The 13,094-nt window shown below is 42.2% G+C and carries 12 protein-coding genes and 4 pseudogenes; 8 read left to right on the top strand and 8 right to left on the bottom strand.

The genetic code is table 11. The features are described 5' to 3' along the window. The first annotated feature begins 114 nt into the window (after window positions 1-114). From AC51G0_RS05500 to AC51G0_RS05485, 4 genes and pseudogenes are all read left to right on the top strand, one after another. Window positions 115-465 (top strand): mCpol domain-containing protein, encoded by a 351-nt coding sequence (locus AC51G0_RS05500; RefSeq protein WP_496301050.1) that lies wholly within the window; start codon window positions 115-117, stop codon window positions 463-465. A gap of 7 nt (window positions 466-472) precedes the next feature. Then, window positions 473-1,075 carry a Cap15 family cyclic dinucleotide receptor domain-containing protein gene (locus AC51G0_RS05495; protein WP_496301049.1) on the top strand — a complete coding sequence of 201 codons (603 nt, stop codon included), beginning with the start codon at window positions 473-475 and terminating at the stop codon, window positions 1,073-1,075. Window positions 1,076-1,663: 588 nt separating this feature from the next. After that, on the top strand, window positions 1,664-2,128 hold the full coding sequence (locus tag AC51G0_RS05490) for a hypothetical protein (RefSeq protein WP_496301048.1): 465 nt from the start codon (window positions 1,664-1,666) through the stop codon (window positions 2,126-2,128). Between the two features lie 180 nt (window positions 2,129-2,308). Then, window positions 2,309-2,602: pseudogene (locus AC51G0_RS05485) on the top strand (FKBP-type peptidyl-prolyl cis-trans isomerase); the annotation flags it as partial. A gap of 117 nt (window positions 2,603-2,719) precedes the next feature. Here the strand turns inward: AC51G0_RS05485 and AC51G0_RS05480 are convergent. Beyond that, entirely contained in the window at window positions 2,720-3,388 is a 669-nt protein-coding gene (locus AC51G0_RS05480; RefSeq protein ID WP_496301047.1) for a hypothetical protein, read from the bottom strand. Window positions 3,389-3,537: 149 nt separating this feature from the next. Further along, window positions 3,538-4,335: pseudogene (locus tag AC51G0_RS05475) on the bottom strand (IS630 family transposase); the annotation flags it as partial. 90 nt (window positions 4,336-4,425) lie between these two features. Between AC51G0_RS05475 and tnpA the strand changes: the two are divergent. The 3 genes from tnpA (at window position 4,426) to tnpC (ending at window position 6,650) form a co-directional block, all read left to right on the top strand. Further along, entirely contained in the window at window positions 4,426-4,722 is a 297-nt protein-coding gene (gene tnpA, locus AC51G0_RS05470; RefSeq protein WP_496301046.1) for an IS66 family insertion sequence element accessory protein TnpA, read from the top strand. Continuing rightward, window positions 4,719-5,066 (top strand): IS66 family insertion sequence element accessory protein TnpB, encoded by a 348-nt coding sequence (tnpB, locus tag AC51G0_RS05465; RefSeq protein WP_128786309.1) that lies wholly within the window; start codon window positions 4,719-4,721, stop codon window positions 5,064-5,066. The genes tnpA and tnpB overlap by 4 nt, the downstream gene beginning before the upstream one ends. A gap of 84 nt (window positions 5,067-5,150) precedes the next feature. Next, window positions 5,151-6,650 carry an IS66 family transposase gene (gene tnpC, locus AC51G0_RS05460; protein WP_496301045.1) on the top strand — a complete coding sequence of 500 codons (1,500 nt, stop codon included), beginning with the start codon at window positions 5,151-5,153 and terminating at the stop codon, window positions 6,648-6,650. Window positions 6,651-6,659: 9 nt separating this feature from the next. Here the strand turns inward: tnpC and AC51G0_RS05455 are convergent. Together AC51G0_RS05455 and AC51G0_RS05450 are read right to left on the bottom strand one after the other, a co-directional pair. Further along, window positions 6,660-6,905 (bottom strand): annotated as a pseudogene (locus AC51G0_RS05455) (helix-turn-helix domain-containing protein); the annotation flags it as partial. 214 nt (window positions 6,906-7,119) lie between these two features. Then, window positions 7,120-8,316, bottom strand: coding sequence for a toxin-antitoxin system YwqK family antitoxin (locus tag AC51G0_RS05450; protein WP_496301044.1), 1,197 nt, complete (start codon window positions 8,314-8,316; stop codon window positions 7,120-7,122). A 176-nt stretch (window positions 8,317-8,492) separates the two neighbouring features. Between AC51G0_RS05450 and AC51G0_RS05445 the strand changes: the two are divergent. Beyond that, a pseudogene (locus AC51G0_RS05445) lies at window positions 8,493-8,789 on the top strand (transposase); the annotation flags it as partial. Between the two features lie 440 nt (window positions 8,790-9,229). On the opposite strand, the gene AC51G0_RS05440 reads toward AC51G0_RS05445, so the two are convergent. The 4 genes from AC51G0_RS05440 to AC51G0_RS05425 form a co-directional block, all read right to left on the bottom strand. Further along, complete coding sequence (locus tag AC51G0_RS05440) at window positions 9,230-10,018, bottom strand: DNA-binding protein (RefSeq protein WP_496301043.1); 789 nt, start codon at window positions 10,016-10,018, stop codon at window positions 9,230-9,232. An 86-nt stretch (window positions 10,019-10,104) separates the two neighbouring features. Continuing rightward, on the bottom strand, window positions 10,105-11,646 hold the full coding sequence (locus tag AC51G0_RS05435) for a hypothetical protein (RefSeq protein ID WP_496301042.1): 1,542 nt from the start codon (window positions 11,644-11,646) through the stop codon (window positions 10,105-10,107). Continuing rightward, a complete protein-coding gene (locus tag AC51G0_RS05430; protein WP_496301041.1) occupies window positions 11,643-11,831 on the bottom strand; it encodes a hypothetical protein in 189 nt (62 codons plus the stop codon). The genes AC51G0_RS05435 and AC51G0_RS05430 overlap by 4 nt, the downstream gene beginning before the upstream one ends. After that, complete coding sequence (locus AC51G0_RS05425; RefSeq protein ID WP_496301040.1) at window positions 11,824-12,981, bottom strand: tyrosine-type recombinase/integrase; 1,158 nt, start codon at window positions 12,979-12,981, stop codon at window positions 11,824-11,826. The genes AC51G0_RS05430 and AC51G0_RS05425 overlap by 8 nt, the downstream gene beginning before the upstream one ends. Window positions 12,982-13,094: the final 113 nt, after the last annotated feature.

Below are 13,094 nucleotides of genomic sequence, written 5' to 3'. Positions count from 1 at the left end.
AAACATGATATCGGTAACTAATTCTAAGATAACAGACAGCAACGGCTCTTTTTACAGTGCAAAGTTCATATAGTGGGAGTATAATTTTATTCTCTGCGAAGGATAGTAAATAGTATGAAATATATATCGATTGATGGTGATGATGTAGGACGTTTGATAACTTCTTACTATCTTAATAATGATGAGGCACAGCTACACCAAATAAGCATCTTACTTAAAGAAGCTACTCAACAAGTAGCTAATCTACTGCGTTCCAAAGAGTTTGAGGTTGTTTTTTGTGCAGCCGATGGAGTGCTTGGTAAAACAAAAACTGATATTGACTTCAAAAAACTGTTCAGTGAAATCCAGCGATGTGCTCCAATGCAAATTACTTTTTCCGCTGGTGTAGGTGACTCACTAAAGAGTGCATATGTCGCTCTTCTTGACGCGAAAAGTAATGGTAAAAATCAACTACGAGAGCACTGAGATTATTATGTCCAAGATAATACCTCTAAATATTTTATTAAAATTAATATTGCTTTCTTCCATAATCCTAAGTGCAATTGTTTTTGATTATATTCAAAAACACTATTATCATGATTGGGGGATATTTAAATTAGTATCTATTTCATCCTTTGTTTCCGCAGCATTGATTTTCTTTCTGCTTTTACCATCGTGTTCAAGAAAAATTTGGGCATTTTTAAAATATTGGAATAAAGATCTTTATCCAGACTTAAATGGAGAATGGGTTGGTGTGATAGAAACTAATAGCGGACTCCATATAGATGTAAGGGCAGTAATTAGACAAGGACTTCTTCTTACCGAACTTGATATGCATGGAAAAAGCGTAAAATCATTTACACTAGAATGCACACCAACGATAGAACAAGGACAAAAAAGGCTTTATTACGTATATCGTTCCATGCCTAGAAATCCAAGTTGGGGGCCTTATGACGGCTCAACATTATTAGATGTGATCGAGAGTGAACACGGTATAAACCTATCAGGTAAATATTATACAGATAGATTAACAAATGGTCGCATTTACCTAACGAAGGTATCAAACAATCCAAGAAAAGACGTATCTTATTATTGATTAAAATGTAGTAGCTCATACTCGATCTTACACATCCGCTGGTAAGCCACGACTAGATCGTGCAGTCGGCCTGCTGGTATCGTAACTCACAACTGGACAAAATGTTTCAGTGGTTTTGCTAATTTAGTGAACAATCAATTAGCTCAGGTATAGCAAAACCACCTTATTACTCAATTTTGCTTGCCTAGAAAACGGGGGCAGGTCATTAAGTCGCAACATTTGAAAAACGCCGATATTGCAGATGCTGTCATTAAACTGCTAACTCTCCTAACGCGTTAGTATTAACAACGACGTGCAGAAGTGTTTGGAGTTGTGTTGACTCACTTCTCCTTGAACTTTTGTGCTTGCATTCTTACTCTGGCGTCTGGTCGCCTCAATTCTAGATAGCAAAACTACAATTGCCCATATGGGACTTGATCAATATCCCATTCTGAAAGTTAAAGCAAAGTAACGCTCAAGTTACCAAATATTATTTACTATAGTGGCGATGAAAAAGTGACCAGTATCGCGTTATGGCGTTGACTATCAATATAAATTTAGCGCCTTGCGAAAGAGCAGAATTATGGTATTTAAATTTGGGGTTTCAATATGATGAGCGATAAAATAAAAGTAGTACCGATAAAGGGCAAGTTTATTATACTATGTTTTACCGCATTATTTTCAGCTGTAAGTGCAGCGTCTCTTTTTGAAGGGGCGGTGAGATGGGAGATGAGACACAACAGTGAAAAGACCGCAATAATTAAAACTTTTATCGGAAAACAAGGTGAGGTTGAACTTAATAAAATAGCTGAATATGAATCACCTATAGTTTTCTTTTATTTTGGTATGAAAGAATGTAATCTTACTAAAGGCGCAACCTATCCTCACCAAGGCTTTCGCTTAAATAATCAAACTTTTAAAATGAACAAGAAATGCCTCACTCCTAAATTAATTGTGTTTGAGCCACAAAGTTTGGTGGATAACATAAAACTTGTTGCGCACATAAAAAACAACAAGATGAACGAAATTTATTGGCAGGATAGTGACAGGAAGCCTTTTTCTGCTTTTTTATAATTTAGGTTTTGATGAAAAAAATAGGTATTTAGCAAGCATGATTATATCACATATAATGCTATTAAAGAAGAAAAGAACAAAAAAGCACAGCAGCATCTACTTTATAATGTTCAGTACCTTGCGGCACATGAAAATAAAACTGGTGTTTATAAATCAGAGACAGGACTATTATATGAGAAAATAAAAACAGGGACTGGACACAAGCCAAAAAAATAAGACAGAGTTACTGTCCACTATAAAGGTTCATTAATTGATGGTACAGTGTTTGAAAATACATATAAAAGCAATCAACCGGCGACATTTCCTTTAAATGCCGTAATACCTGGGTGGACTGAAGGGCTCCAGCTGATGCCTGTTGGTTCAAAATTCAGATTCGCCATCCCACCTAAGCTGGGCTATGGTTCACAATCATCACCAGACATTCCTGCCAATTCAGTCCTGATTTTTGATGTTGAGCTTCTTAATATAAATTAATGCCGCTCATTAGATTAAAAGAGTTGTTCTTGTTTCTGAATTTACATGCAAAGCCTCTTTAGGTTTTGCATGTAGAAGGCGGATGGGGCCAAAGGTATTGTTTGATGTTTTGGCGCTCTACTTAGCATTAGTGCATCTCTTTACATCAAAAGGAAAATAATAGAGTTTGACATTTTTGTAAGTAGCTTTATAAGCTTCACGTTCTGATCTTGCTTTTTTGACTAGTTTCATATCTATCGATGACACTATAAGTTGATTTTTTATACTGTTCATTGACTTTAACTCATAATTAGATATTCTCTTGTGAAAATTTATGACATTAAATACCCAATATCGGTCTTCGTTAGATCTTTTCCATCTTTCTTTTATAAGTTTATAGGCCAGTATATCATAGTGATATTGTTTGGTATTTTTACTGATGTAACCATACGGATAAAAGTATGTTCTTTCATTGTAAAAAGGCACTTGTTGATTTCTATCTTGATTATTTATGGTGGGTGATCGGAATTTATCTTTCTCAGGTAGTTTATTAATGTACCGATAAAAAACAGCACCAACCTCGGCTGTTGATGTTTTAACGGTATCATGAAAAAGAGGGTCGCTTGCCAAGTAAGTATTTAACTCAGGCTCATTTTCTTCGATACAGGTGAAGAATTTTTCATACGGGAAGTTATTGAAGCTATAGATTTGACTGACATCAATGTCATGTTTTTTGTAGTTTGGAAATGCATAAATGCTTGGTGCCAATAAGAGTAGCAAAAGGGTGATTATGGGTTTCAGTGTCATGCTCAAATTCCATTTTAATGTATTTGCATGCAATAATATGCCATTAAACGCCCGTTTGGCGAGGTGCAAATCACATAGCAACTACAGTGACATTGAGGTTGACGGCTTTGCTAGCAGCGGCACCTGCGACATTACTGTATTATACCCAATTAACTTGAAGATGCTGGCTTGAGCGCCTGAACATTATCATTAATTCGAGACACCAATGAGTTTGCGATTTCAGGAAGAGTCACAGTAAAAAATTGATCTATTGCTTCCTTGAAGTCTCGTTTGCTTTTGAAGTAAATGTTATTCCTCGATTTCTCGTTCATCACCTTCCAAAGCCGTTCTATCGGGTTGAAGTTAGGACTGTAAGGCGGAAGGTAATGAAGCTCGATATTAAGAACGGATGCCGCATCTCTGACCAAATCACTGCGGTGATATCCCGATCCATCTAAGATGATATGGAGCTTGTGATCTAATGGGTAACTCTTCCGCAGTTGGCAAAAAAAGCGAACAATGTTTTCACTGTTAATACTTTCGTAATCGCTAACAACAGTGGCTCCGATGTCCGACAGGTTCAGCGCACCGATAATATTAAGTCGGCTACGACTACCTGTTGTTTCAAGCACTTTATCTTGCCCTGTACGTATCCAACCATGTGTGATTTTAGTCGCTTGCGTTGGATGAACAGCATCAATGAATAAAATCGATTCATCCTCGCCACAGCCCGCTTTAAGCGCGTCTTAAGCTTCGATAAAAGCTTGCTGTTTTGCTTCATCAAACTTATGTGGGACACCTTTGTGCATCTTATAACTAAAGCCATTGTGATGAAGCCATTTATTCATACCTGGGACACTGTATTGAACGCCAAAATGTTCCATTACGAAGGCTACGATTTGATGAGTATGATGGCAGGTGTGCTCAGTCAGATGCTCAGTAAGCGCCATAGTTTGAGAAACTGATAAGAATCCTGATGACCGTAAGCGTCGAATTAAACCCACATTCCCACATCACTAGATCTCGTTCATAGTTTTCTCAACAACAAAGGAGGAACTATGAACCAACCTGAAAAACGACAATATTGGACGAGCGTCATTGAAAAACAAACAGCAAGCGGACTTTCTATTCCTGCTTTTTGCAAGGTGAACGACCTTAGCTATCCGACTTTTCATTACTGGCTGAAGAAGCTAACAGAACAAAACGACGAATCGCAACACGCGCACACCATTGTGATTAATGATGATATAGGCACTGATACTGTCGCTTTGCATTTCCCTAATGGTATTAAGGCGGAGCTGCCTGCGAACCTAACCCAGACACAAATCAAAACCTGGTTGCAGGTACTGCAATGATCCCCAGCGGCGCTATTTATCTCGTCTCGGGCGTTACAGATATGCGCAAGTCTATCGATGGCCTCTCAATCATTGTCGCTGATGTACTGGAAATGGATCCGCTCAGTGAAGCCTGGTTCATTTTCTGTAATCGTGGTCGTGACAAACTCAAAATCTTATTCTGGGATACCAACGGGTTCTGGCTCTACTATCGTCGCTTGGAAAAGGGGCGATTTAAATGGCCAAAACCGAATTACGCTGGCCATATTCAACTCTCCCGACAGCAACTTAACTGGTTGTTATCAGGCTTAACCATTGAAAACCCCAAGGCACACCAACCGATAATCGGCAAACAAGTGAGGTGATCGTCACTGATCGCCTCATTGCTGTTGAGTGATCTTTTAAAGCTGGCATTCTATCGTCATCAACTGAAATAAGTGTGACGAAAAATGACTGAACTTCCTGATGATGTAGAACAACTGAAAGCCATGTTGCTACAGCTTCAGCAAGAAAAACAAGCGCAGGCTGAAGAAATCATTGAGCTAAAAAGCACCGTTCAACTGCTCACGGAACAACTCAACCTTAGCAAATCCAAACGCTTTGCATCTCAAAGTGAGAAGTACCCCAAAGGCACCTTCAATGAGGCGGAGCAACAAAACAACCCAGCTCCCAAGCACCACAAAAAGGGCAGAAAACCCCTGCCGGATACACTAGAGCGAGAAACGCGCGTTCATACCCTGAATGCACCGCACTGTGACTGTTGCGGTGGTGCTATGCATGAAAGTGGTAGCGAGACTTCAGAAGAGCTGAAAATCATTCCACAGAAAGTCAGTGTGATCAGTCATCAGCGGACAAAATATGCCTGTCGAACATGTGAGAAAACAGCGTTACAAAGCCAGATAATCACCGCGCCTAAACCCGCCAGTATGATACCGAGAAGTATCGCTAGCCCGGAAACCCTGGCCGCAGTGGCAACCGCCAAATATGTGGATGCACTGCCACTCTATCGTCAGGTCGATATTCTTAAACGTGCCGATATCGATATTAGCCGAGGAACACTCGCTAACTGGTGCGTACAGCTCGGTGCCAAAGTGAATGTGTTGGTCGATGCGATGAAACAGCATCTCCTGGATGAATCACTTGTCTGCGCCGACGAAACCACCGTACAGGTACTTGATGAGCCAGATCGAGCAGCGACAAGCAAATCGTATATGTGGGTTTATCGCAGTGGCGAGTTCGCATCAAATCCAGTGGTTATCTATGACTACCAACCGAGTCGAGCTCAAACTTGTCCAAAAGGCTTTCTTGGTGATTACTCTGGCTACTTATTATGTGATGGCTATAAAGCTTACGAAGGGCTAAAGCAAGTCACCTTGGCAGGCTGTATGGCCCATGCCAGACGCAAGTTCACAGATGCCCAAAAGGCACAACCGAAAGGGAAATCAGGGCGTGCTGAAAAAGCCCTAGGGTACATCGGCAAACTGTACGGCGTGGAGAGTCAGAGCAAAACACAGGGCGCAGATAAGCGTCATCAACATAGACAAGAAAAGGCCAAACCGATATTGGCTGAGTTCCATACTTGGCTGAAAGAGAGCCAAGAAAAAGTGCTACCAAAAAGTCTGATAGGCAAAGCCATCAACTACACGCTTAACCAATGGGATAAGCTGACCACTTACCTTGAAGATGGCAATATTAGCATCGACAACAATGTGACAGAGCGAGATATCAGGCCGTTCACCACTGGCCGGAAAAACTGGTTGTTCTCAAAATCAGTTGCTGGCGCAGAGGCGAGTGCGAATTTATATAGCATCGTGATGACATGCAGAGCCAACGACATCAATCCTTACTACTACTTCTTGCAGCTGTTCCGAGTACTGCCAACGAGAGTACCTGGCGCAGACCTATCAGATCTACTGCCGTGGAATGTTGACTTTAGCGAGGCCGAATAAGGCCTCACTGGTTAACTGCGCGCTTACTGATGACCCACCATTTTCAGGCTTTAACTTCCCAGAATGCTCATAGTCTTTCAGATGACGAAGTACTGTTGTTTCATGGATACGCAGCGCTTGAGAAACCATGGCGGTACTCCAACCTTCAGACGCAAGAAGTACCGCTTTTATACGGTCACGCACTCGACCGTCACGAGTCATATCATGCTGGCTTTCTAGTTCTTGTTTCTGCTTTTTGGTTAAAGTAATTTTCATAGGACATAGCATGATCCTGATTTTTCGGGAAATCAAGCATCTTTAATGATCACGGGTATACACTATGGGGCAGAGCCAATTTAGGGGGAACCTGTCAGTTCGAGTAAAGTCACTACACACGAGCCTATCCTTAATAATACATAATTAAAGAATAGGCTATTATATAGTTAATTACAGTTCCGTTTATGATTATAACCTCTGATTTTATCAGCAGCTATGACTTTGAGGCTTCTCCCTGCTTAGTCACTTCAGGCCAACGGAAGAACTGATACCACTCATCATTGCTCTTAATGTAAAAATTTGAAATTGTTTTTCCATCCTCATTTTGAAACCATAATACAAGATGTTCGTTTTGGTAGTTGGTTTTTAAGACTGAATTTTTAGGCTTAATAATGAAACTTAATTCAGATAATATAGAATTTACAGAATCTTCAATTTCCTTTTGTTCGATATTTTCGATATCTATATCCTCTTTTGTAGCACCAGATAAGAAATCAGCTAGCTTAATAAGCTGATCTTTCCCTGATAGTTTCTCAAGCTCGTTTTTGTATGCACTAGCTCTGGCTTGTAATTCTTTTAAAGGATAAAATTTAAGGTCTTGATAAATGGTTTTATCTATTAATTCTTGATTTTTTTTGTATGGGTTATCTTTGTATTGATTAAAGCCATTAATGAAACCTTCAAATACAGTCTTATGTTTGACATTTATACCCTTTGAATTTAGGTGTGAAAGAGTCATTGTTTTTTGATTCGTTATATTAATAGCATAACCATTGAACACCAGACTATCAAAATATTTCAATACTGTATTTCCATTTATCAGCTGAGTATTTACATTTAGATAGTTTGATAATTTATTCATTTCACTCTGAATTTCAGGAGATATAAATTCAGGATCATTTAGTCGTTCTACCATTTTATTTATTGCACCAGACATTGCTGATTCATGAAAGCTATTAGTATCCTCAAACTCCTCTTTTTCACGGAATGCATCTCTTATCGCTCTTAACTCACTTCCCCACCAGTAACCTAGATGATCTGCAGCTGCCTGATACTGCGCTTGAGAGAAGACTCTTAGATCGTTTACGTATGTCCACTCAAACTCTATGTTTCCATCTTGTAGCCAAGATATATCTTGACCATTTTTCTTACCGCTTTTGTATTCAATAGACGATTTTTTTTGGCCATTTTCGTACCAAGTTTCAGCTAACCCGTCCTTAAGTCCGTCAGAAAAATGTATAACTTCTTTATTTTGTCCTGTATCGTATTTTATGACTTTCTTTCCAGTTAACGGGGCTTCCGAGTTTGGAGCATAGGCTAGCCCATTTCGTACTAAAACTTCACTAGTAGTTATTTCATTACAGCCTGACAGTATCATCGCAGCCAGGATTAGAAACCCTCTTATTTTCATTAATCTATCTCCAAAGGTACAAATATTGAACACAGTATCATATGAGCACAACTTGTATGAGATGTGGTTCACAACTTTTTAACATACATTACAGTATTTGCGGATTTGTACAGTGAAAATTTCGATTGACCGCGAAGAGTACCAGCGCTTCATTAAAATATTTTTAATTAGCCATATTTCCAACTTCACTGGGTTTGATGCCGAGACAGCATAGTACAGGAGGTAAAGCAACGCTCTTAGGGATAAGTAAGCGAGGAGACAGTTATCTGAGAAAGTTGTTAGTCCACGGTGCCAGAGCTGCATTTCGCTATGCAGCAGGAAAAGATGACTCATTAAGTCAATGGGTCACTCGCTTAAGCGAACGAAAACATCCAAATATTGCCATTGTTGCGTTGGCGAATAAGCTTGCTCGTATTTCATGGGCTTTAGTGTCCAAGGGAGAAGATTATAATCCTTCACTTGCCGCTGGTTAAGCTGCTGCTGCATTGTTTGGGGAACATTAAAGTTCAAAGGATTTACTGATTGACTTCAAGAATTGCAAGTAAAATTTGATGGCAAATAGGTTAGACCAACACTAAACACTAGAAGAACCCTCATGGGGCTTAAAGTGCAAGAGCTCGTGTAAGCGTTTGGGATCTAAAAGGCAGTTGCTAGCTCATAAAGGGGCATTTTCGTTTTAGAGTAATCTGTCAGATAAAGCCACATTCTGGTATTGGAACTGACAGATTGCATGCTGACTAATCCAATTAAAATGTAAAAAAGCAAGTTAAAATTCTTACGTTACGATATAAATTTTAGCCAATTTTATATTTAAGGTAAGCTTTCTAGATTAATAATATTTTTACAGCTTGAGCGTTCTAATCTAAATTAGTTAACGGGCTAACCGAAAATATACAGTTAGCCCTAATTTAAACTACTCGACAAAGTTGGTAAGTTTTCCAGGCTCTACGGCAGAGAGCAGTTTAGCCAAAAACTTTTTGCGTTCATTCGCTGTATCTTCAAGCTGCACGGTCAAGACTTGTAGTTCGCCCTGAATAGATGCCTTTTCAGTTAGTTGCTCGTTAACTTGCATATGAAGCCTCTCATTATCAGCACGCGCAGTCGATAACTCTTCACGCAATCGACTGCACTCTCTTTGTTCTGTTTTTAATAGTTCTTGAGCGTGCTTGTTCTCTAACTCAAACTGGGTTAAATGAGCTTGCAGCTCACTACAACGTTGCTTCTGCTCCGATAAAACAATGTTGGCTCGACTATGTTCTTGACCTAAGTCTTCAAGCTTTTTCTCCAAATCATCAATAGTTAACATAGCATCTACCACCTCAGCTTCTGCCGCCTGCTCTCGCTCGTTCGCAAGCTGCACAGCTGCTGCGACACGCTGTTCGGCAGTATCGATTGCAATGGCATTTAATTGTAAAGTGATAACCTTCAGCTTTTCAATTAAGGCCTGGCTAACCAATGACAGCTGGTCACTCAGTTCAACGGGAAGTTCCGCCTCTAGGTTTTGTTGTTGATGATACGTTGAGCTCAGATGAGCTTCCCAAACTCGATGCAGGCGTTTTGCATCCCCTTTGTTACCAACTGCCTTACGAAGTGCGAAACCAGTCACTCTCCGGCCTTCTTCAAGCAGCTTTTTACCAGCCACAATGATGGCATCATCGGAGACTTCTGGTGTTCTCCCGATTTGTGTCTGAACTTCACGCATAGTGTGCTCTCTCCGAACGATAGAAAGTAAGAAACAAAGAAATGAAAGAAGCAAAGAAAGAAACGGCTTTCTCTGTTGTTGGCAGGTTAGTCATGGTCCACCTCACAATCATCAAGGCGCTCATCACGTTGCTCATCGTCCACGGCATGGACGATGCTGTGCACCATCGGCTGTAAATCAAGCGACATTTCACTATCTAACTGTTCTGCCAGACGCTGAAAAAAGTCTTCTGCCTGATGCTCGAGACCACGCTGCTGGTACGCCACCCCGATATACGCCTCCCGGATAAGTTCGGCCAACTGCTCTTTTAGCTCGCCCTTCAGTTTTGTCGTCATCGAGCTTAAACGACAATGCTCAAAACCAAGCACTTTGAGAGTCTGCTCTTGGTCAGCAATCTCACCTTTTTTCTTGTTGATATCTTGGTCAAGTTGCGCCGATAGCTCTTGCTGCCAAGCATGCTCACTGATTAACTGCTCCTTGGTTGTTTCAAGCTCATCGAGTCGGCTGGACGCCTCTTCTGTTGCTTTCCTTAGCTTTTCCAGCCGCTTCTCTTCCAGCTCGCATAAGCGTGTTGCATAGGTATGGGTGCGCTTGGCCTTGGGCATTTTTGCTTGCCGGTTCATTTTCTTACGCTCCTCGGACTGGCGCTCGGTTTCGGGGGCAATCTCTGCATGTAATTCCCGTTCGTGCAGCAGGTGCTCATTGATAAAGTCACGAAACATGGCTTGCAGCCGCTCGCCATGCTGCACCATTTGCTCCCGTGTGAGACCATAGTTCTCAGGGAGCAGCTCTTCCTCCTCCTCTTCTCTTTCAGCACGCAGCTTGTTCTGCTCTCGGACATACTGATTAACCACTTCAATTTGAGTTTTGAGCAAATCCCAGTTGCCAAATACGCTGTCTTGCCCAGAGAGGAAATAGTGGCAATGCGTACCGGTATCTTCATTTTTTAGTCGCTCATCAGCATGCACCGCCATGGCGTGGATGGGGTATTTCGGAAAATAGTGCGTGAGAAACTTTTCCGTAAAGTCCAGCCAGTCCTGCGGCGTAATGGTTTTATTATCTACATTCCAGCGGTGAGGGATTTTAATTATCCCCTCCTGAAGGTATGTGGCATTCTGGTTGGGTCTGGCTCCAGTCAGCTTGTTATGCACATCAACAAACTTTCTGACCGTGCCCATTTTTTGCTGATGACGCGCCATCGTTTTCATGTCCAATTGCGCTACTTTTCCCGCAGGGATATGGCAATTATCGGGTGTATTCCACAGCTGCCACAGCAATTCGGCCGCATCCTCATGGCCTTTTTGACGCTCAACCTCCATCGCCTTTTTGATGCTGGCTTTCAACTGCCGACGCCGAGTCTTTAGCTTCACCTGGTTCTTCACTTTTGGGGCTGGCATAATCGCGGCTAAGATGGCTTGTTTTTGCTCCAGGTCATAGTCATCAAGCGGCGCGGTTTTGCCGTTAAACCAGAGCAAATTTTCCTTCGCCAGCGATTCATCCCACTCCGGCGGCTTAACCTTTTTAGTAGGGATGCGCAACGTATGGCACAGCGTCTTGAGAATTAGTGCAACACCCTTAGCGGTCGTATCTAGATTAAAATGACGGTAAAACGTATGGATGGTTTTCATGCCACACCCCCTGTGAGGGTGTGGGCCGAACCCGGGGTCAAGGGGACTCCCTTGCCAGCCGCTGTCGTCTTATCTTTTGCGCAGCCAAAAGTGAGACGGCAGCTTAGCTGGTTAAATATCCGTCGCCATTTTTTGGCGCGGCCCATGTCGAGACTGTCACCGGCCGAAATCAAAAAACTAGTCATGCGCACCTCCCCACAGGTTCAACGCCTGCTGAAGTGTGCTGGCCAACGTCGGATTTTGCTCCAGGGCTATCAGCAACTGGCCAACCAACCCCAGCGACGTTTCGGATGAACGGGGTGGCAAGGGGGATGATGGCCTGCTAACAGGTTGACTTTGAATTTCTTTGACCGGGGTTTCAACAGCACCGAAGACATCATTCATGCATTCATAAAACTGGCCTGCGTAGTTGGGGGCATCCTCTTTGAGCCAGCGGGAATAATGCTTATCCACCATGGTGGTATCCTCGTGGCCTAGTTGTCGTGCAACCCACTCCTTACTTATCCCCGCTGTCAGGCAGTGGCTGGCGAACGTGTGGCGGGGCTGATTCGGTCCCCGGTGCTTAATGCCCAGCGCCTTCAGGAAAGGAGTAAAAAAGCTTTTAGCGTACTGGCGCGAGTCAATGAAGGGTTTCCCGGTTTTGGTATTCAGAAATACATGACGCACGTACAGGGTCTTGTAGGTTTTATTATCCGCCTGTAGCACTTTTATCCGTTTGGGCCTGAGATGGCCTGTCAGCTGATATTGCCGCTTTAGAATGGCCACCACATACGGGTTCATCTCAATGGTCCGCAGTGAGGAGGCGGTCTTGGGTACTTTATACCCACCGAGCACTTTGCATTTGTTGATATTAATCTGGCGGCGTTCAAAATCAACGCCATCCCAGTCTAACGCAATCGCCTCGCTAATCCGTCCGCCAGTTGCACAGTTGGTTAGACACAAGTTCTGCTCACTTTGGTATTCGGTTTGCGCTGTAACCAAGAGGGAAAGCTCTGACTTGGTGAACGGCAGAGGTTCTGCGGTTTCAATCGATAAGTTACTCAGGCCGTCCATTGGGTTTCGGGCAATCACGCCATCACATTGAGCGCTGCTAAAAATAGCCCGGAGCACCGTGAAATGTTCATTAATCGTTTTGTTGGCAAACTTCTTGTGCGCCTTAATTTTCCAGGCTTTGATATCTGATTGCCTTATTGTCTCTATCGGCCTGTTACCAAAGTGCCTAACCAGGTTTTTCACTTTGGACTTCACTGACTTCAGGGTAGAGGGGGCGACCTCAAATTGACGCTCTGCGAGATATTGCGCAGCATAATCTGCAAAAGTGTGTTGAGCCATCATTGACCTCCGCGGTTCGAGCCGCTTTTCATCATTCTTTGGCTACAAGCTAGCACGCCCCGGAGGGCGAAATACATACTAAGCTGCTAATATTTCAAGACTTTCACAAATAAAAA

It is taken from the genome of Photobacterium sp. HL06 (assembly GCF_059552575.1).
This window is presented reverse-complemented; position numbering and strand designations above follow the sequence as displayed.

What these genes read in the sequence shown, in the direction of transcription:
- AC51G0_RS05500 (WP_496301050.1), top strand. Translation starts at nt 115, where the DNA reads ATGAAATATATATCGATTGATGGTGATGATGTAGGACGTTTGATAACT.
- AC51G0_RS05495 (WP_496301049.1), top strand. Translation starts at nt 473, where the DNA reads ATGTCCAAGATAATACCTCTAAATATTTTATTAAAATTAATATTGCTT.
- AC51G0_RS05490 (WP_496301048.1), top strand. Translation starts at nt 1,664, where the DNA reads ATGATGAGCGATAAAATAAAAGTAGTACCGATAAAGGGCAAGTTTATT.
- AC51G0_RS05480 (WP_496301047.1), bottom strand. Translation starts at nt 3,388, where the DNA reads ATGACACTGAAACCCATAATCACCCTTTTGCTACTCTTATTGGCACCA.
- tnpA (WP_496301046.1), top strand. Translation starts at nt 4,426, where the DNA reads ATGAACCAACCTGAAAAACGACAATATTGGACGAGCGTCATTGAAAAA.
- tnpB (WP_128786309.1), top strand. Translation starts at nt 4,719, where the DNA reads ATGATCCCCAGCGGCGCTATTTATCTCGTCTCGGGCGTTACAGATATG.
- tnpC (WP_496301045.1), top strand. Translation starts at nt 5,151, where the DNA reads ATGACTGAACTTCCTGATGATGTAGAACAACTGAAAGCCATGTTGCTA.
- AC51G0_RS05450 (WP_496301044.1), bottom strand. Translation starts at nt 8,316, where the DNA reads ATGAAAATAAGAGGGTTTCTAATCCTGGCTGCGATGATACTGTCAGGC.
- AC51G0_RS05440 (WP_496301043.1), bottom strand. Translation starts at nt 10,018, where the DNA reads ATGCGTGAAGTTCAGACACAAATCGGGAGAACACCAGAAGTCTCCGAT.
- AC51G0_RS05435 (WP_496301042.1), bottom strand. Translation starts at nt 11,646, where the DNA reads ATGAAAACCATCCATACGTTTTACCGTCATTTTAATCTAGATACGACC.
- AC51G0_RS05430 (WP_496301041.1), bottom strand. Translation starts at nt 11,831, where the DNA reads ATGACTAGTTTTTTGATTTCGGCCGGTGACAGTCTCGACATGGGCCGC.
- AC51G0_RS05425 (WP_496301040.1), bottom strand. Translation starts at nt 12,981, where the DNA reads ATGATGGCTCAACACACTTTTGCAGATTATGCTGCGCAATATCTCGCA.